The sequence below is a fragment of the Enterobacter sp. BIDMC92 genome (assembly GCF_001030225.1).
GTDB lineage: Bacteria > Pseudomonadota > Gammaproteobacteria > Enterobacterales > Enterobacteriaceae > Enterobacter > Enterobacter sichuanensis.
Genome location: NZ_KQ087598.1, coordinates 3906094 through 3924264 on the forward strand (window position 1 = coordinate 3906094; position 18171 = coordinate 3924264).

At 53.2% G+C, this 18171-nt stretch carries 19 protein-coding genes, 1 tRNA gene and 1 pseudogene; 8 read left to right on the top strand and 13 right to left on the bottom strand.

The features are described from left to right. Positions 1-22 precede the first annotated feature (22 nt). The 6 genes from SP99_RS18205 (at position 23) to SP99_RS24030 (ending at position 6327) form a co-directional block, all read left to right on the top strand. Positions 23-1792 (top strand): ABC transporter permease, encoded by a 1770-nt coding sequence (locus SP99_RS18205; RefSeq protein ID WP_025757776.1) that lies wholly within the window; start codon positions 23-25, stop codon positions 1790-1792. Continuing rightward, a complete protein-coding gene (locus SP99_RS18210; protein ID WP_047959413.1) occupies positions 1785-2855 on the top strand; it encodes an ABC transporter ATP-binding protein in 1071 nt (356 codons plus the stop codon). The genes SP99_RS18205 and SP99_RS18210 overlap by 8 nt, the downstream gene beginning before the upstream one ends. Positions 2856-3294: 439 nt before the next feature. Then, a complete protein-coding gene (locus SP99_RS18215; RefSeq protein WP_045285841.1) occupies positions 3295-4218 on the top strand; it encodes an aKG-HExxH-type peptide beta-hydroxylase in 924 nt (307 codons plus the stop codon). Between the two features lie 52 nt (positions 4219-4270). After that, positions 4271-5410, top strand: coding sequence for an MFS transporter (locus SP99_RS18220; RefSeq protein WP_224752926.1), 1140 nt, complete (start codon positions 4271-4273; stop codon positions 5408-5410). A 331-nt stretch (positions 5411-5741) separates the two neighbouring features. Further along, on the top strand, positions 5742-6068 hold the full coding sequence (locus SP99_RS18225) for an NIPSNAP family protein (protein ID WP_047959854.1): 327 nt from the start codon (positions 5742-5744) through the stop codon (positions 6066-6068). Between the two features lie 58 nt (positions 6069-6126). Further along, entirely contained in the window at positions 6127-6327 is a 201-nt protein-coding gene (locus SP99_RS24030) for a DUF4225 domain-containing protein (RefSeq protein ID WP_072060286.1), read from the top strand. Here the strand turns inward: SP99_RS24030 and SP99_RS18235 are convergent. The 6 genes and pseudogenes from SP99_RS18235 to actS all read right to left on the bottom strand — a co-directional run bounded on the left by SP99_RS18235 (position 6324) and on the right by actS (position 9755). Next, complete coding sequence (locus SP99_RS18235; RefSeq protein WP_047959414.1) at positions 6324-6638, bottom strand: hypothetical protein; 315 nt, start codon at positions 6636-6638, stop codon at positions 6324-6326. The two genes, SP99_RS24030 and SP99_RS18235, sit on opposite strands and share 4 nt — an antisense overlap. 305 nt (positions 6639-6943) lie before the next feature. Continuing rightward, positions 6944-7108 (bottom strand): annotated as a pseudogene (locus SP99_RS24035) (recombinase family protein); the annotation flags it as partial. A 116-nt stretch (positions 7109-7224) separates the two neighbouring features. After that, a complete protein-coding gene (locus SP99_RS18240) occupies positions 7225-7653 on the bottom strand; it encodes a hypothetical protein (protein ID WP_047959415.1) in 429 nt (142 codons plus the stop codon). Further along, positions 7653-8351, bottom strand: coding sequence for a hypothetical protein (locus tag SP99_RS18245; RefSeq protein WP_045285845.1), 699 nt, complete (start codon positions 8349-8351; stop codon positions 7653-7655). The genes SP99_RS18240 and SP99_RS18245 overlap by 1 nt, the downstream gene beginning before the upstream one ends. A gap of 506 nt (positions 8352-8857) precedes the next feature. Next, positions 8858-8931 (bottom strand) — tRNA-Gly (locus SP99_RS18250). 80 nt (positions 8932-9011) lie between these two features. Further along, a complete protein-coding gene (actS, locus tag SP99_RS18255) occupies positions 9012-9755 on the bottom strand; it encodes an amidase activator ActS (RefSeq protein ID WP_047959416.1) in 744 nt (247 codons plus the stop codon). A 164-nt stretch (positions 9756-9919) separates the two neighbouring features. On the opposite strand from actS, the gene idi reads away from it, so the two are divergent. Next, complete coding sequence (idi, locus tag SP99_RS18260) at positions 9920-10462, top strand: isopentenyl-diphosphate Delta-isomerase (RefSeq protein ID WP_025757767.1); 543 nt, start codon at positions 9920-9922, stop codon at positions 10460-10462. A gap of 38 nt (positions 10463-10500) precedes the next feature. Here idi and lysS read toward each other — a convergent pair whose 3' ends face one another. The 5 genes from lysS to xerD form a co-directional block, all read right to left on the bottom strand. Further along, complete coding sequence (gene lysS / locus SP99_RS18265; RefSeq protein ID WP_047959417.1) at positions 10501-12018, bottom strand: lysine--tRNA ligase; 1518 nt, start codon at positions 12016-12018, stop codon at positions 10501-10503. Between the two features lie 9 nt (positions 12019-12027). Then, positions 12028-13126 (bottom strand): peptide chain release factor 2 gene (gene prfB / locus SP99_RS18270; protein WP_095908218.1). Its coding sequence is split into 2 segments (ribosomal slippage): positions 12028-13050 and positions 13052-13126, totalling 1098 coding nucleotides; the frame shifts between segments, so codons are not numbered across the junction. A gap of 90 nt (positions 13127-13216) precedes the next feature. Continuing rightward, on the bottom strand, positions 13217-14950 hold the full coding sequence (gene recJ, locus SP99_RS18275) for a single-stranded-DNA-specific exonuclease RecJ (RefSeq protein ID WP_047959418.1): 1734 nt from the start codon (positions 14948-14950) through the stop codon (positions 13217-13219). Positions 14951-14955: 5 nt separating this feature from the next. After that, positions 14956-15669 (bottom strand): bifunctional protein-disulfide isomerase/oxidoreductase DsbC, encoded by a 714-nt coding sequence (dsbC, locus tag SP99_RS18280; protein ID WP_047959419.1) that lies wholly within the window; start codon positions 15667-15669, stop codon positions 14956-14958. Positions 15670-15697: 28 nt separating this feature from the next. After that, a complete protein-coding gene (gene xerD / locus SP99_RS18285; protein WP_028016949.1) occupies positions 15698-16594 on the bottom strand; it encodes a site-specific tyrosine recombinase XerD in 897 nt (298 codons plus the stop codon). Between the two features lie 101 nt (positions 16595-16695). Between xerD and fldB the strand changes: the two genes are divergently transcribed. Next, entirely contained in the window at positions 16696-17217 is a 522-nt protein-coding gene (gene fldB, locus SP99_RS18290; RefSeq protein ID WP_047959420.1) for a flavodoxin FldB, read from the top strand. Between the two features lie 6 nt (positions 17218-17223). Here the strand turns inward: fldB and SP99_RS18295 are convergent, their stop codons facing one another. Continuing rightward, complete coding sequence (locus SP99_RS18295) at positions 17224-17634, bottom strand: protein YgfX (RefSeq protein WP_025757758.1); 411 nt, start codon at positions 17632-17634, stop codon at positions 17224-17226. Next, complete coding sequence (gene sdhE / locus SP99_RS18300) at positions 17615-17881, bottom strand: FAD assembly factor SdhE (protein WP_025757757.1); 267 nt, start codon at positions 17879-17881, stop codon at positions 17615-17617. Before sdhE ends, SP99_RS18295 begins: the two co-directional genes overlap by 20 nt. Between the last annotated feature and the right edge of the window lie 290 nt (positions 17882-18171).

Sequence of the window (18171 nt, forward strand, 5' to 3'; positions counted from 1 at the left end):
GCTGCAATACCAGGGATACCCCATGAATACATTACGCAGAAAGTGGCAAAGCCTGCCGCGCGGCATCGTCGTGCTGATAACCGCTCTGGTTATCTATACGCCGCTGTCGTTTATCGTGATACAGAGCTTCCTGTCCGCCCCCTTCTTTTCGCCGTCAAAAGAGTGGAGCTTTGAATCATTTGATTTTATTTTCACTGACCCTGATTTTTATAAAGCCCTGAAGAGTGGCTTTATTCTGGCTTTCGGGCTGGTGTTTATCTCTATCCCGCTGGGCGGCGTGCTGGCCTTTTTGATGGTGCGTACCGACCTGCCCGGCCGCCGATTGATTGAACCGCTGATCCTGGTTCCGATTTTCGTTTCACCAATGGTGCTGGGCTTTGGCTACGTGGTGGCCGCCGGTCCGGTGGGCTTTCTCTCCCAGTGGGCTGAAGCACTGATTGGCTTTGTGCCGTGGAATATCTACGACATGTCGAGCATTGTGGTCATTGCCGGCCTGACGCACGTCCCGCACGCTTATCTGTACATCTCGTCAGCGCTGCGCAGCGTAGGCTCCGATGTGGAAGAGGCCGCACGCACCGCGGGCGCGTCGCCCTGGCAGGTGATGACCTCCGTCAGCCTGCCGATGGTGCGCCCGTCAGTGCTGTACGCCACCGTGCTGCTGTTCTTCCTCGGGCTGGAAGTGTTCGGCCTGATGCTGGTCCTCGGCGACCCGGAAGGCAACATGGTGCTGGCGACCTATCTATACAAGCTGACGAACAAGATGGGTACCCCCTCCTATAACCTGATGGCAGCGGTTGCCGTGGTGCTGATCTGTATCACCATCCCGCTGGTGATGCTCCAGCGACGCCTGATGCGTACCGCCAACCGCTTCGTCACCATGAAGGGCAAGGCCTCGCAGGCCCGCGCGCTCCCGCTGGGTAAATGGCGCTGGGTAGCCGGCGCGGTGATTGCCTTCTGGCTTACCGTGACCATCGGCGTTCCGCTGCTCGGCGTGGTATTGCGCGCGTTTATCTCCAACTGGGGCGTGGGCGTTTCGCTGTGGGATGAGCTTTCGCTGAACACCTTCCGCACCATCTGGGCGCAGCCCAACCTGCTGCGCGCCATCATCAACTCCATGGCGATCGGGGTGATTGGCGGTGCGCTGGCGGTAGTCTGCTATCTGTTTGTCGGTATTGCGATGCACCGTAAGCCGGACAACACCACGCGTTTCCTCGATTACAGCGTGCTGGTACCGCGCGCGGTGCCCGGCCTGCTGGCGGGCCTGGCCTTCCTGTGGGTGTTCCTGTTCCTGCCGATGTGGCTCGATAACTCCCTCAAATCAGGCTGGCTTTCCGGTTTTGCCTGGACTGACTGGATGCGCGAAAACGTCATCGTCTGGCTGCGTTCGCTGCGCAGCACCATTTTCAGCGTCTGGCTGGCCTATACCGTGGTGTGGATGGCCTACGGGCTGAGGCTCATCTCTTCCACGCTGCTGCAGGTGGGGCCGGAGCTTGAAGAGGCGGCGCGCAGCACCGGGGCGACGCGCGGGCAGATCACCCGCCACGTCACCATTCCGCTCTCCCGCTACGGTCTTATCGGTTCGTGGCTGCTGATGTTCCTGATCTTTGAACGCGAATACTCAACGGGTGTGTACCTGCTTTCACCCGGCACGGAGACCATCGGCTCGATGCTGGTTTCCCTCTGGGCCGCAGGCGCCATTGATATCGTGGCGGCGCTCTCTTTCATTAACATCCTGCTGGTCGTGGTAGGTCTGGGCATTGCCCTTCGTTTCGGAGTGAAAATACATGATTGAATTAGCGGTTGACGATCTGCACTTAACCTACGGCGACAATCCTGTTTTAAAAGGTGTCTCCATGAACCTGAAGCGCGGCGAAGTGGTCTCCCTGCTGGGTCCTTCCGGCAGCGGCAAAACCACCCTGCTGCGCGCCGTCGCGGGTCTGGAAAAACCGACCCAGGGCTCGATTGTCATTGGTAAAAATAAAGTTTACGACGGCACGCCGCGCAGTGAGGTCCCGGCGGAAGAGCGTAACCTGGGGCTGGTGTTCCAGTCCTACGCCCTGTGGCCGCACAAAACCGTGTTTGAAAACGTCGCCTATCCGCTCAAGCTGCGCAAAGTCCCGGCCAAAGAGATCCAGCAGCGCGTGCAGGACGTGCTGGACCAGCTTGGTCTGGGCCATCTTGGCAAACGTCACCCGCACCAGCTTTCCGGTGGGCAGCAGCAGCGCGTGGCGATTGGCCGGGCGCTGGTCTACAACCCGCCAGTGATTTTGCTGGACGAGCCGCTTTCCAACCTCGACGCCAAGCTGCGCGAAGAGGCCCGCGTGTTCCTGCGCGAGCTGATTATCAAGCTCGGGCTATCGGCGCTGATGGTGACGCACGACCAGAACGAAGCAATGTCCATTTCCGACCGCATCCTGCTGCTGAACAACGGCAAAATTGAGCAACAGGGTACGCCGCAGGAGATGTACGGCTCGCCGAAAACGCTATTTACCGCCGAATTTATGGGCAGCAACAATCGCCTGCACGGCAAGGTCACTGAAGTGCGCGACGGCAGAGCACGCATCGAGGGGAAAGGTTGGGTGCTGTGGGGCCAGGCCGGTGAAGGGGTGCAGAGCGGTGATGAAGCCACAGCGGTGATCCGCGTCGAGCGCGTCGCGGTGGTCGAGGGGCCAGGGGAAAACCAGCTTGAGCTGCCGCTGCTCACCAGCATGTATCTCGGCGACCGCTGGGAGTACCTGTTCCGTACGGCGGGGGATGACTTTGTGATCCGCGCGTACGGGCATGAGGTGCGGGATCCGCAGCACTGTCATCTTTCGTTGCCGGAGAGGCATGTGTGGGTGTTTCCGAAAGGGTGACAAAAAGGCTGCGGATGCAGCCTTTTTTAGTGGGCGCCTGGCAATGGATACACCAATTTTAGTAGAATTATCATAGCGAACTTGCATTTTTCATGCTCAGAATTACCACGCTAATGATAAGAGTGGAAATTACTTTGAAGTGATGAAAGATATTATTTAATCCTCTAATAAATATTTCTTTCAGGATTTTATCCTTTTTATTAAAGACATATTGCGAGCACGTTTCCTTTTGGTTAATTATTTATTTGTTCCGGAACGAATTAAACACAACATACAACATCATATATTTAAGGAATGAAAAAATGAAAAAAGTTGATACTGCAAAACTGCTGAAAATCAAATCCCCTCTGTCTGGCTGGTCTTTCAGCAAGTAACAGCTGAGGCGTTGATTTGAAATAGATCACGCTCATTCGGGCGTGATTTTTTTTGGGAGCTTGCTATGTTTAATATCGTTTCGCCTGATTATGATCATCAAGCCGCGCGGTTGTTTTTTGAAAACAGCCTTCACGCCTCGGTAGATTACCTGATCGATTTTTATGAGCTCAGGGATGTAAAGAAATCACCCGCTCTGACGTGGCAAATGTGCGCAGCGCATTATCTTGCCGCCAAATCGGCTGAATCCGAGGAGCATGAAGCTGCGGTTAAATATCTGCGTTATATCGAGTCAATTCCTGCAGCAAATGACATTGTGGTATCCCCGCTCAGTTCAGCAGATAATTCCTTCGATAAAGAGATGATTCTGAAGATTATCCGCGATGACAAAGAATTGGGGTTTGGCTTTTGTGATGATCCGGTACTGGCAGCAACCGAGTCTGAGAAAGTCTATAAAGCGCTTGATGTCATTCGGGAGAATGTGCCCGAGGCTTACAGCGAAATTAAAACGTATATTCATGCGATCCATCTCACGCAGGAGACAGATGACGGCTCACGCTTTATGCGTTCCGGAACAAATTTTTATATGTGGGGAATGATGTTTGCGTATGCGAATGAAGAGCATACCGTGCCTTATTATGTTGACATCCTTGCTCACGAATGCGGTCATACCGCACTGAATATTATCAACGCTTTCGATGAACTGGTCCTGAACGATCCAAGCGCCACATTTGTCGCCCCCCTGCGTGTTGATAACAGACCGATGATCGGTATCTTTCACGCCCTGTTTGTCCTGTCCAGAATTTGTTATGTCTTTGACAGGATCATTCAGAAGGGCACGAGCGAGTATGTTGATGAGTGCAAAGAACGTTTCCGTCAGGCTTTCAAAAAGCTGACCGACACGCATCAGATTGTTAAGGAACATGGACAGTTCACGCAAATCGGTCAGGCTATTTATAACGATATCTGCACACGTTGGGATCTGAAATAATTAATATGGCACCCTATGGTGCCATACAAAAAATGGAGCAGGAAATATGAGCATGTACGGACATCTTTTTGAACGTCAAAGTCGACACATTAACCTCTGTTTTCTTTTTAACTCCATCGGTTCGACGCTTCTTATGCCCCTCGCGCTGCTTTATCTTGCGGGGACCAGCCTGAGCGCAAAAGAGATCCTATATTTAGGCACCATGAAATTCTGGTCTTTTTCACTGTCCTATTTTTTAGTTATTCCATTGGTCAGTCGATTTGATGTGAAAAAGATGATTGTCTTTTCTTTGTTCTTTAAGTTACTGTCACTGGCCGTGTTATTTACCGGACAGACTTTTATGGTTTGTATGATTGTGATGCTGACAAATGGTCTGGCGTCATCTTTTTTCTCAACCGCATCTAAAATATATGTCCGCGCAACATCGAAAAATATCAGCGAAAGCTTCTCTGCGAGGATGACACTCAGTAACGCCGGGGCCGCTATCTCTCCAATGGTTATCAGCGCATTGGTATTTTTCGCCGTGCCGTTTCGCCCAGCCCTGCTCATTCTAATCGCTTTATTTACTATGGGTGTGCTGGTCGCCACTGGCCTCAAACCGTGCCAGCGGGTTCCCACCCCGGAGGTAAGCGCAACAGGATTGACCGGTCTGTTCAGTAAGGAAACCGCGACGGTTGCCACACTGAGCATTGTTTTCGCCATGCTTTATTACACATTTGAAACAATCGTTCCCCTGGAGTTGGTACAAAGCGATCTGAAAAGCCTGATTGGGCCAGTAATGCTGTTTAATACTGGCGTGATTATTCTGGGTCAAATACCTGTCTATAAATATTTCACGGAAAAATTTGGCGTGGTAAATGCGCTGTTAATTGCCACAGCGCTCTGCATTGTGCTGTTTATCCCGTGGTTCCTGCAGTGGGCTAAACTGAGCGGGCTGCTGCTTATCGTCGTGGGCGTCACGTTTCTGGAGATGTTTTACGGTGCGGGGATCGATACGGTGATTGCATCTGCCGACTCGGACAAAAAAATTGCCCTTCTGGATGGTGTATCAAGTGTGGCACTTTCTGCCGGGGCCGCATTGGCTGCAGCAATTTATGGCGACCCGGTTATGTTTATCCCATTCGTCATGACACTGTTTGTACTGAGCTTCTTTTTTGTTCGAGGCGAGAAAACTGGCCTGATCAGGCCATGAATACGCGGGCATTCTCTTTCTAAGCGTTGATACTGAAATGTGGAATAGCCCTGAGCGCAGCCTCAGGCGATTAAAGCCGATATCTTTTTTAAGTTGCTGACAGAGGGGCTCTATTAGGCTTCTCCATAAGGCGAGAGATCGGGAGCGGAGAAGGGAATTCCCCGCTCCATGCTAAAAACGCGGCATAGCGCTTTACTACGTGTTTGAGTCACATATTGCTGCTTTGCTTACGGAAAGCCCTTTGATTAATTGTGGTCTCGCGGAACAATTCCGTTTACTTTAATCTCTATTAACAAGGAACTGCCGAGTGGCAACCAACGGAGATGATACTTTGAGAACGGTTGAGATACTGCAATACACACTGCACAAAGGCACCGGAGCAGCTTTTCACGCCATCATGCAGGAAATCAGTGTCCCCCTTCACCAACGCCACAAGATCGATGTTGTTGCGTTTGGTAACTCGCTGCATGACCCGGATTGCTACTACCTTATCCGCGCCTTTGATAGTGCTGAAAGCATGGCTACGGTTCTTGAAACTTTTTACGCAAGTGCTGACTGGCGTAACGGTCCACGTGAAGACATTATTCGTAGCATCGAAACCAGCATTAAAACAGTGATGAATCTGCCATCAGAAAGCGTGGAAGGACTGAGGGGATAATGGAAGCCGCACAATTTTTGGGGTTTAGCTCAAAAAATGGGTTAGCTTTTATAATGCGGTGACTCTGGGGGCGAGTGTCTATAACATCTTCGGCTTAGCAAGGAAACCTGGGGCCTGGCAATTATTTCGTTGGTTGCCGCGTAATTACTACCGGAAAGTTGACACAATGAGCAAGCCCACGCTAACGATGAAAATCGCTGGATATGGTGTCAAAGCGAAAGTGATTTTTGAGTTTCTGCAACTGATAACAGTTGATTAAGATTCATTCACCCTGCAGAATCGCCAGGATTTATAAGCAAGCACAGGCGGTTGTATAAAAATTGCAACCGCTGCTCCACAAGAAAGGCCAATAGCACCAGAGAAAACACTCTGCTCAGATGCGAATATCAACAGAAAAATGAATACAGCAAGGCAACCTGATACAACCCACACAGCGAGAATAAAACGCCTGGCCAAGTCCCTGATGGCATTCCCCAACGTTCCACCATAGATTTCAACGTTGCTTTTTATCTTCTGCAAATCCGATGGAGTAAACCCTGAACGTAACAAAGCTTCATCAGTCACTTTCATATCGTCTTGTCCCTGATCCCTCAGAAGTGTTTTCTCAATCGTTGATTGTGCAAGCAATCATAATGATGAACCTTACAGCAATCCAGCCGAAACTTTTCGGCAGACTGCATCTCCCCTTTCTTATCTTCTGGATGGTGCTAAGGAATTGCGTCGATTTAAAGTTAACGACCCATGATGTGACGTTTATGCTATTTATCAGATTCCAGACAATAGCAGCCGTAAAGCCCCATTAGTGGTACACACAGCAAGCGGAGCGTAGCGCTGGCAGAGCGTAGCGTTGGCAGAGCCGAAGAGCTACCGGGGCATATTTCAGCAAACGCCTTACGCTGAATTGCTTGAACTTTCCCGCTAACAATATCGGCAAACCAAAAGTCAAACGTCCAACCAGCTTGCTCAAGCTCCAACCTCTGGTTCTCCGTATCTTGCTGAGTGGTAGAGACACGCCCGTAGCCGAAAATGGAGTTCGACATACTGGCGCTTCCCTGCGTCTTACTTTTTGTAGTAGCCCATGTCCGGCCTGATTTTAGTTTTGGGATTAATCTCAGACTATCAATCATGCCGGGTCGGTTCAACCAATAGCGGACATTCAGTTATTCAGTTCCTTTGTTAGTTCTGCTTCACTAGTAGCAGCATCATAGCGCAGATAAAATAGATCACTATTCATCTGTTCAGGCTTCGTCCATATCTCCGCCTCCCTCGATCCGCCTCTCTGTCTGGTATAGCCCAACTTAGTCAAATAAGCCCTCAACGGCTCAACACCAGATACCCCCCTAAAAATGATCGTGTTTGAGGGGGCGTATCCATCGCCGGGGTGCGATTCAAAGTAATAATCGTTCGATATACGCGGAGCCTTTTCAATATCTTTATCAGTCAGGGAGTGATAATTGAAAAAATCATTTTCAGTGTATGTGGTCGCTTCATTGATACCGGATGCAATAAAATAGACAAATAACCAGCAAAGGATAACAACCGTAATTAATACCAAGACGCTCCATTTAAATAATTTACGAATCATCACTTCACCTTTGTGTAACCAAGTGACATTCCATTGTCTGTAATAACTTTGACAATACCAGAGGTAAAATCATCCCACGGCCTCAGCCATGTCATAAAATGCGGCAGGTTCACCGTATACGGCTGGTGACGCACACACGGATCGTCCGGGTCAGGGAACAGAATCGGACGGAAACCATGATTTTTATGGGAACCAATAGCACCGTAATGATCCCAGCGACGAACAGCGGCATCATAACTGACGGGTTTAAGGCGGTAGCCGTACCGTCCTGGCATAATAGCTCGATGGAATCCGAACAGATCAGAAACCAAGTCTTCACCACTAAAGCCACTATCAGTGTACCAAGAGAAAGCTCGCAGGCTTTGCAAGCCTTCAAATCGAGCTGCTGTATTCATCATCATCGCCAGCATGATTCTGTTAATATCCTCGGTACTCCGGCCACGTTTAATCTCCCAGCGGGAGAACTTGCCTACGCCGAATTGTGAATTGAATTTCACAAAGTGCATATCCTGCCGATACATCACTATGTAGGAAGGCTTACCGCTACGCTCCCCCGCGATAAACTGGCTTTTAAGCTCCATGATATCACTACCCCGAGCATGCCCCATGTCAACCCAGCCAAGCACCTCAGTATAAATGATCCCCCTGCGCAAAACGTCAAACTGCGCCCCATCCTTTATCTCCGCTCTGGTGCTCATCCTTCCATCTCCTTGAAAGATCTATGTTGCCAATGTTATAGCCTATTTTTAAGCCAGTCCAGACGGTAGGAAAAGCAAGCCTAATGCCCGATTGGTGATACAACATCAAGCGGAACGCAGCGACATCATCAGGGTTATGTCAGACAGCGGGGTTTATCAGGGCGCTCGTGTATCGCTAAGGAACCGTGAGCCAGACGGAGACAGAGCCTGCATATCGCTCGCAGGTACGAAAAAACTGTTTATTCCCTGCAACGTCATCTCGACGGGTGGCATAAGGGAGCATCGGGCAAAATGTGCCTCGCTGTAAGTTTCAGGGAATCATGCCGGATGTGCGGCTTTCAGTTCATGATGGGCTATCGCGGTATGACCAGTGGAACGACCGCCAGCGCTTTACTAAACTCCCTGTTCACCGTTCAACAAATCGCGACAACTTTCAGGGTAAATAGCAGTACTTTGGTCACATTACCTTAGAGATAAATCATTGATTTATAAGGCTTTTAATGGGCTGGAGCGGGCGAAGGGAATCGAACCCTCGTATAGAGCTTGGGAAGCTCTCGTTCTACCATTGAACTACGCCCGCTTTGAGGTGCGTAAGGCATTATAGACCTTACGCTTCTTCATACAAGCCTCTTCACAACTAACCGGCGATTAAATAATCACTTAGCACTTCGGTTTGCCGCCGGGCGCAGGAAGATAACGCTGCGGATCGATGGCCGTCGCCTTATAGCGGATCTGGAAATGCAGCTTCACCGTGTCCGTGCCTGTGCTGCCCATGGTGGCGATCTTCTGCCCTGCCTTCACGTTCTGTCCGTTGTTGACCAGCATCGTGTCGTTGTGCGCATAAGCCGTGATGTAGTCTTCGCCATGCTTAATCATGATCAGGTTACCGTAGCCGCGCAGCTGGTTACCGACGTAAACCACCTTTCCGGCACCGGAGGCATAAACCGGCGTACCGCGTGCAGCAGCGATATCAATACCTTTGTTACCGCCTTCAGCAAGGGAGTACGGCAGCACCACTTTACCGCTGGCCGGCCAGATCCAGCAGCGTTGACCGACCGGCGGCCAGGAAGACTGCGGCACCGCGTAAGACGGCGTCACTTTCGCGGTTTTGCCCTTCGAGGAGGATTTTTTGCCTGCGGACGAACCGCCAGAAACCTTCAGCTTCTGCCCCACCTCGATAGTGTAAGGCGGAGAGAGATTATTGAGCCGTGCCAGATCCTTCACGCTGGTCCCGGTCGCACGCGAAATGCGATACAGCGTATCCCCGCGCTTAACGGTATAGACCGAACCGGTATAGCTACCCGTATCCGACGATTTGCTTCCTGAACAGCCTGCCAGTAATAGCGTCAGCGTCAGACAAAAAATGGCGGTGATGGGTTTTCTCATCAGGCTTCCTGCAAACAAAACAGATCCTCGGTCAGCGTGAATGGCGCCCTATAATACCAGCCAGAAGTGTGAAGGGTCAGCCCTTTTCCGCTCCTGGAGACAAACCGTTCGTATAAGAATGCCGTATAATGCTGCTCTGCTGATGGTGCAGAACCATCCGCATCGTTGGCACTGGAGCAGGAATGAGTATTCAAGAACACGTTATTTTGGTAAACGACCAGGGAAAGGTGATTGGCACTCAGGAAAAGTACGCCGCGCACACGACCCAAACCCCTCTGCATCTGGCGTTCTCCTCCTGGTTGTTTAACGACAACGGTGAATGTCTGGTAACCCGGCGTGCGTTAAGCAAAAAAGCCTGGCCGGGCGTCTGGACGAACTCCGTCTGCGGGCATCCGCAATCGGGTGAAGAGACGCAAGAGGCCATTATCCGACGCTGCCGCTATGAGATCGGCGCTGAAATTACCGATATTACCCCCGTGGCGTCCGAGTTTCGTTACCGTGAAACCGATCCTTCCGGGATCGTTGAAAACGAGATTTGCCCGGTATTCGCAGCACGCATCACCAGCGAACTGCGGATTAACCACGATGAAGTGATGGCGTTCGAGTGGGTTACGCTGGAGTCGTTATTCCACGCCCTCGATGCCGCGCCCTGGAGCTTTAGCCCGTGGATGGTGCTGGAAGCGACGGCCGCGCGAGACGCCCTCAGAGCGTTCGCCGCGCAATAAAAAAGCCCCTTTCGGGGCTTTTTTTACGTCGGTTCGACTTATTTCACCGGGCGCATCGCCGGGAACAGGATCACGTCACGGATGGTGTGGCTGTTGGTAAACAGCATCACCATGCGGTCGATACCAATCCCCAGACCCGCCGTTGGTGGCAGACCGTGCTCCAGCGCGGTCACGTAGTCTTCGTCGAAGAACATCGCTTCGTCGTCGCCTGCCGCTTTCGCATCAACCTGGTCCTGGAAACGCTGAGCCTGGTCTTCCGCATCGTTCAGCTCGCTAAAGCCGTTGCCGATTTCACGGCCGCCGATGAAGAATTCAAAGCGGTCAGTGATCTCCGGGTTCTGGTCATTACGACGCGCCAGCGGAGAAACTTCAGCCGGATACTCGGTGATGAAGGTCGGCTGAATCAGGTGCGCTTCGGCCACTTCTTCGAAGATCTCAGTTACGATACGACCCAGACCCCAGCTCTTCTCAACCTTGATACCGATGCTTTCGGCGATCGCTTTTGCAGAATCGAAGTTATCCAGATCCGCCATGTTGGTTTCCGGACGGTATTTCTTGATCGCTTCGCGCATGGTCAGTTTTTCGAACGGCTTGCCGAAGTCGAAGACTTCTTCACCGTAAGGGACCTGGGTGGTGCCCAGAATATCCTGCGCCAGCGTACGGAACAGGGATTCGGTGAGCTCGATCAGGTCTTTATAATCTGCATACGCCATATAGAGTTCCATCATGGTGAACTCTGGGTTATGACGAACGGAGATACCTTCGTTACGGAAGTTACGGTTGATCTCGAACACGCGGTCAAAACCACCGACCACCAGACGCTTCAGGTACAGTTCCGGCGCGATACGCAGGTACATGTCCAGGTCCAGGGCGTTGTGATGGGTGATGAACGGACGCGCAGACGCGCCGCCTGGGATCACCTGCATCATCGGGGTTTCCACTTCCATAAAGTCGCGGTTAACCATGAACTGGCGAATACCGGCCATGATCTGGGAGCGAATTTTAAAGGTCTTGCGGGATTCATCGTTAGAGATGAGATCCAGGTAGCGCTGACGATAGCGCGCTTCCTGATCCTGCAGGCCGTGGAATTTGTCCGGCAGCGGGCGCAAGGCTTTGGTCAGCAGACGCAACTCGGTGCAGTGGATAGACAGTTCACCGGTTTTGGTTTTGAACAGTTTACCTTTCGCGCCCAGGATATCGCCCAGGTCCCACTTCTTGAACTGCTCGTTGTAGATACCTTCCGGCAGATCGTCACGGGACACGTACAGCTGAATACGGCCGCCAACGTCCTGCAGAGTTACGAAGGAGGCTTTACCCATGATACGACGGGTCATCATGCGGCCTGCAACGGCCACTTCGATGTTCAGCGCTTCCAGCTCTTCGTTCTCTTTCGCGTCGAAGTCAGCGTGCAGTTGGTCTGAGGTATGGTCACGACGAAAATCGTTCGGGAACGGCACGCCCTGCTCACGCAGCGCTGCCAGCTTCTCGCGGCGGGTTTTCAGTTCGTTGTTAAGATCGACTACCGCGTCAGCGCCCTGTGCTTGTTGTTCAGACATGTTGGTTCCTCATAACCCTGCTTTCAAACTTGCTTCGATAAATTGGTCCAGGCTGCCGTCCAGCACCGCCTGCGTGTTGCGGGTTTCAACCCCGGTACGCAGGTCTTTGATGCGGGAGTCATCAAGGACGTAAGAACGGATCTGGCTGCCCCAGCCGATGTCAGACTTGTTATCTTCCATCGCCTGTTTCTCAGCATTTTTCTTCTGCATCTCCAGCTCATAAAGCTTCGCTTTCATCTGCTTCATGGCCTGGTCTTTGTTCTTATGCTGGGAACGGTCGTTCTGGCATTGCGTGACCAGCCCGGTTGGAATGTGGGTAATACGTACCGCAGATTCCGTACGGTTAACGTGCTGTCCGCCCGCGCCGGATGCGCGGTAAACGTCGATACGCAGGTCCGCCGGGTTGATTTCGATATCGATGTCTTCATCCACTTCCGGGTAAACAAACGCGGAACTGAAGGAGGTATGCCGACGGCCACCGGAGTCGAACGGGCTCTTACGCACCAGACGGTGAACGCCGGTTTCGGTACGCAGCCAGCCGTAGGCGTAATCGCCAATGATCTTGATGGTGACGGACTTAATGCCAGCCACTTCACCTTCAGACTCTTCGATAATTTCGGTTTTGAAACCGCGCGCTTCAGCCCAGCGCAGATACATACGCATCAGCATACTGGCCCAGTCCTGCGCTTCGGTACCGCCAGAACCTGCCTGAATATCGAGATAGCAGTCAGCGCTGTCGTATTCGCCGGAGAACATACGACGGAATTCAAGCTGCGCCAGCTTCTCTTCCAGCACGTCGAGTTCTGCCACGGCTTCGTTAAAGGTTTCTTCGTCGTCGGCTTCTACAGCCAGCTCCAGCAAACCGGAAACATCTTCCAGCCCCTGAGCCATTTGATCCAGCGTATCTACGATAGCTTCGAGAGAGGAACGCTCTTTACCCAGCGCCTGTGCGCGTTCAGGTTCGTTCCAGACGTCCGGCTGTTCCAGCTCGGCGTTTACTTCTTCAAGACGCTCTTTCTTGGCATCGTAGTCAAAGATACCCCCTAAGAACGTCAGAGCGCTCCGTGAGGTCCTGAATACGGTTTTTTACCGGATTAATTTCAAACATGGTCTGTTTTCTTTTATGGACTAGTCAAAATGCGGTGATAAGAGCGGGATTGTACCGAATCCACGCCCTTTTTTATAGAGATTACTGCCGCTAAATTGGCCAGATATTGTCGATGATGATCTGAAGGGAGCGGTTACCGCGAAACTCGTTGATATCCAGTTTGTACGCCAGTTCAACCTCGCGCACGCCATTATCCGGCCATATCGACGTGTCCACGTTGAAGGCAATGCCGTCCAGCAGCGGCCCGCCGCCGACCGGTTCAACCATCACTTTAAGATGACGCTCGCCGACGATACGCTGCTGCAGCAGACGGAAACGGCCGTCGAACAACGGTTCCGGGAACATCTGCCCCCAGGGACCCGCATCGCGGAGCATTTGCGCCACCTCCATCGTCATCTCCAGCGGTGAGAGCTCGCCATCGGACACCACTTCTCCCTGCAACAGGGCCGGGTCAATCCAGTCGGTGACCAGCTCACCAAACAGACGCTGAAACTCGTCGAACTTCGCCTCTTCAAGGGACAAACCCGCCGCCATCGCATGGCCGCCGAACTTGATCATCAGACCCGGGTAGAGCGTATCGAGCCGCTCCAGCGCGTCGCGCATGTGCAGACCCTGAATCGAGCGGCCGGAGCCTTTCAGCGTGCCGTCGCCCGCAGGTGCAAAGGCAATCACCGGCCGGTGGAAACGCTCTTTAATGCGTGACGCCAGAATGCCGACCACGCCCTGATGCCACTCGGGATGGTACATCGCCAGGCCACCCGGCAAGGTATCGCCGCTGCGCTCGAGCTTTTCACACAGGGTCAGCGCTTCGGCCTGCATCCCCTGCTCAATCTCTTTACGGGTCTGGTTCAGGGCATCCAGCTCGTTGGCCAGCACGCGCGCTTCACCGATGTTGTCGCACAGCAACAGCGCGACCCCGACGGACATATCGTCCAGTCGTCCGGCAGCGTTCAGGCGCGGCCCGAGGGCAAAGCCGAGATCGCTTGCCGCCAGCTTGAGCGGGTCGCGGTTGGCAATCTCCAGCAGCGCCTTGATCCCAGGACGGCACTTGCCTGCCCGGATACGGCTTAAGCCCTGCCAGGTCAGGATACGGTTATTGGTATCGAGCGGGACCACGTCCGCGACGGTACCCAGCGCCACCAGGTCGAGATATTCGGCCAGGTTCGGTACGGCAATCCCGCGGGATTCAAACCAGCCTTTATCACGCAGCAGCGTGCGCAGCGCCAGCATCAGATAAAACGCCACGCCTACGCCCGCGAGAGATTTGGAGGGAAATTCACAGTCGCGCAGGTTTGGGTTAACGATCGCTTCTGCCTCAGGCAGCGTTTCGCCCGGCAGGTGGTGATCGGTGACCAGCACCGGGATCCCCAACTGATGGGCATGATCGACCCCCGCATGGGAGGAGATGCCGTTATCCACGGTCATGATCATCTGCGCACCGCGGGCGTGGGCCTGATCGACCACTTCCGGGCTGAGGCCGTAGCCGTCTTCAAAACGGTTCGGCACCAGATAGGTGACGTTATCGCAGCCCAGCGCGCGCAGGCTGAGTACGCTCAGCGCGGTGCTGGTGGCGCCGTCGGCATCGAAATCCCCTACCACCACAATCCGCGTGCCTTCGCGCAGCGCGTCGTACAGCATCTCGGTCGCTTTTTCGATACCGTTCAGCTGCTGCCAGGGCAGCATCCCTTTCACGCTGCGTTCAAGATCCTCAGCGCGTCGCACGCCGCGGCTGGCATAGAGGCGCTTCAGCAGCGGTGAGAGATCGTCTGGCAAATCAACCGGTTCAACCGCCTCGCGGCGGCGCAATTTTATGGGGGCTTTCACGCGGATTATTTACCACCAAACTGTTTCTGGTGGGCGTCGAGAAATTCTTTCATCTCTTTCGGTCCCTGATAGCCCGGAACAACGTAACCGTTGCTCAGCACAATCGCAGGCGTACCGTTCACGCCAAACTGCACACCCAGCGCGTAGTGGTTAGCAATGTCGATGTCGCAGGACGCAGGCTTAACCTCTTTCCCACTCATCGCATCATCAAACGCTTTGTTGCGGTCTTTCGCACACCAGATAGCCTTCATGTCCTTCTCCGGCTGGCTCTGCACGCCTGCACGCGGGAAAGCCAGGTAACGCACGGTAATGCCCAGCGCGTTGTAGTCTTTCATCTCTTCATGCAGCTTGTGGCAGTAGCCGCAGGTGATGTCGGTGAAGACGGTAATAACGTGTTTTTCCTGCGCCGCTTTATATACGATCATCTCTTTTTCGAGCGCGTTCAGGTTTTTCATCAGCAGCTGGTTGGTGACGTTGACCGGCTGCGCGCCGCTCACATCGTAAAGCGGGCCCTGAATCATATGTTTGCCGTCTTCGGTGACGTACAGCACGCCGCTGTTGGTCAGCACCGTTTTCAGGCCGGCAACCGGGGCTGGCTGAATATCGCTACTGGTGACGCCAAGCTTCGCCAGCGACTGTTTAATGGCGGCGTCATCCGCATGGGCGAAACCGGTAAATGAGGCTGCCAGCAGGGTGAACAGCGCGAAAGACTTTTTCATAGTTGATCCTGTTACAATTCGTCGGCACTCACGCACGAGGGTGGTGCTGTTGGTGTAGCTGCCGCAGGCGTTCCGTCGCGACATGGGTGTAAATTTGCGTCGTGGAAAGATCGCTGTGTCCCAGCAGCATCTGCACCACGCGCAGATCGGCGCCATGGTTCAGCAAATGCGTCGCAAAGGCGTGACGCAATACGTGCGGCGACAGCTTTTCACTGTCGATACCCGCCAGTGTGGCGTAATGCTTGATGCGATGCCAGAACGTTTGCCGCGTCATCTGCTGGGCGCGCTGGCTCGGGAACAGGACGTCGATAGACGCACCGTTGAGCAACCACGGACGGCCGTGCTCCAGGTACGTTTCCAGCCAGTACACCGCCTCTTCACCCAGCGGTACCAGCCGTTCCTTGTTACCTTTACCTATTACGCGCACCACGCCCTGACGCAGGCTGATATCGCTCATCGTCAGGCCGACCAGTTCCGAAACGCGCAAGCCGGTAGCATACAATAGCTCAAGCATGGCTTTATCGCGTAACTCCAGCGGCAGGTCAACTGCCGGTGACTGTAATAATCTCTCAACTTGTGCTTCGCTGAGATCTTTCGGCAGCCGCTGCGGGAGTTTCGGCGATGCCAGCAGCGCACTGGGATCGTCTTCGCGGATCTTCTCCCGGTAAAGGTGCTGGAACAGCCGACGCATGGCGCTGAGCAAACGTGCGGAACTGGTGGCTTTGTAGCCCCCCGCGATACGTTCCCCGAGCAGCGCCTGCAGGTCGTCACTTTGCGCGCTCGCAAGGGATAACCCCCGGTGCGCCAGCCACTCCACCAGCATGGTGAGATCGCGACGGTAGGCACTGAGGGTATTCTCGGCCAGATTTTTCTCCAGCCACAGTGCATCGAGAAACTGTTCGATCAGTGCGAGATCCTTTTCCACGTCAGCCCCTTTGATTCTGCAGTCAGGCCATTATGCCTGATTGTGACCGGTTTCTGGTACACTACGCGCAAAGTCAACGCAAGAATTGAGATAGTTACGCGATGAATATTGGTCTGTTCTATGGTTCCAGCACCTGCTACACCGAAATGGCGGCAGAAAAAATTCGCGACATCATTGGCCCGGAACTGGTGACGTTGCATAACCTGAAAGATGACGCGGTCGCGCTGATGGAACAGTACGATGTACTGATCCTCGGCATCCCAACCTGGGATTTCGGTGAAATACAGGAGGACTGGGAAGCCATCTGGGATCAGCTCGATTCAGTCAATCTCGACGGCAAAATCGTTGCCATGTACGGCATGGGGGATCAGCTGGGTTACGGGGAGTGGTTCCTGGATGCCCTGGGCATGCTGCATGATAAGCTGGCGCCGAAAGGGGTGTCGTTCATCGGCTACTGGCCAACCGAAGGTTACGAGTTCACCAGTAAAAAACCGATTATTGCCGACGGCGAGCTGTTTGTCGGGCTCGCGCTGGATGAAACCAACCAGTACGATCTCAGCGATGAACGCCTGCAAACCTGGTGCGAGCAGATTCTTGACGAAATGGCGGAAAAGTTTAGCTAACGCGCATTACCCCTGTGTCGTCTGTTGCAACAGCATACGGCGCAGGTCTCGCCACTCGGCCGCATCCATACTGTCAGCGGCCAGCCACAGATGCTGGCAACGTCCGCCTTCTACCTTGCGTAACCGTAACATCATGCCGGTATTGAGCATCCAGGGCATACCGAGGATATCCCACTCTGTTCCCTGCCAGCGCAGGCGGGAATCCATCAGTAATTTGATCTCTCCCTGACGGGCATTGATGCGACGCTGGCTGCGTACGCTGTCAAATACAACAAACGACAGTAGCAGCAGCCACAGCGGCGTGTAGCTCAGCGGCCATGGCATCAGCAGCACAATGGCCGCAACCAGGCCGTGGAGCAATAACGACATCCACTGCGAGCGCCATGAGACGCGAAGATCAGATTGCCACAGGACCACGTTCCCGATTCCGTGTTTGAATTAATTGCACCATCCGTTGCAACTCGGTGTCGGCGGGTTTGCCGTGGTTCATCAGCCAGTTGAATAAATCCGGATCGTCAGACTCAAGCAGGCGAACAAACAGATGCTTATCCTCATCGCTTAAGCTGTCATACTCATATTCAAAGAAAGGCATGATGGAAATATCAAGCTCACGCATGCCGCGACGACACGCCCAGTGGATACGGGCCTTGTTGTTAATATCCATGTTCAGTTTCCTGCATTACGTTTGGCACAGTCGGCGCCCCGTTCAGTGTTCTTTATTTCTCTACGGGGACACTCGTTAGTGTAACGTGTTTTTGACCGTTTCTTTACTGGAATATTGCGTTCAACGAGTCAGCTTCCAGAATAAACCCTACGAAGACAGCGGATTACACTATTTTGCGTGGCGCTACGCATAAGCGGTTTAAGGCACAAATGGCCTGTTGAAAGCGCTTGCATTGCCTGCAGGCTCTTTTACCATTAGGCATTATCAAAGCGTTAAGCAATTCAGGATAT

Excerpts from the sequence above, each read along its gene's own strand:
- SP99_RS18240 (WP_047959415.1), bottom strand. The coding sequence starts at position 7,653 with ATGATTCGTAAATTATTTAAATGGAGCGTCTTGGTATTAATTACGGTT.
- idi (WP_025757767.1), top strand. The coding sequence starts at position 9,920 with ATGAGTATTCAAGAACACGTTATTTTGGTAAACGACCAGGGAAAGGTG.
- fldB (WP_047959420.1), top strand. The coding sequence starts at position 16,696 with ATGAATATTGGTCTGTTCTATGGTTCCAGCACCTGCTACACCGAAATG.
- SP99_RS18210 (WP_047959413.1), top strand. The coding sequence starts at position 1,785 with ATGATTGAATTAGCGGTTGACGATCTGCACTTAACCTACGGCGACAAT.
- SP99_RS18235 (WP_047959414.1), bottom strand. The coding sequence starts at position 6,638 with ATGAAAGTGACTGATGAAGCTTTGTTACGTTCAGGGTTTACTCCATCG.
- lysS (WP_047959417.1), bottom strand. The coding sequence starts at position 12,018 with ATGTCTGAACAACAAGCACAGGGCGCTGACGCGGTAGTCGATCTTAAC.
- SP99_RS18245 (WP_045285845.1), bottom strand. The coding sequence starts at position 8,351 with ATGAGCACCAGAGCGGAGATAAAGGATGGGGCGCAGTTTGACGTTTTG.
- dsbC (WP_047959419.1), bottom strand. The coding sequence starts at position 15,669 with ATGAAAAAGTCTTTCGCGCTGTTCACCCTGCTGGCAGCCTCATTTACC.
- sdhE (WP_025757757.1), bottom strand. The coding sequence starts at position 17,881 with ATGGATATTAACAACAAGGCCCGTATCCACTGGGCGTGTCGTCGCGGC.
- SP99_RS18215 (WP_045285841.1), top strand. The coding sequence starts at position 3,295 with ATGTTTAATATCGTTTCGCCTGATTATGATCATCAAGCCGCGCGGTTG.
- SP99_RS18205 (WP_025757776.1), top strand. The coding sequence starts at position 23 with ATGAATACATTACGCAGAAAGTGGCAAAGCCTGCCGCGCGGCATCGTC.
- SP99_RS18220 (WP_224752926.1), top strand. The coding sequence starts at position 4,271 with ATGTACGGACATCTTTTTGAACGTCAAAGTCGACACATTAACCTCTGT.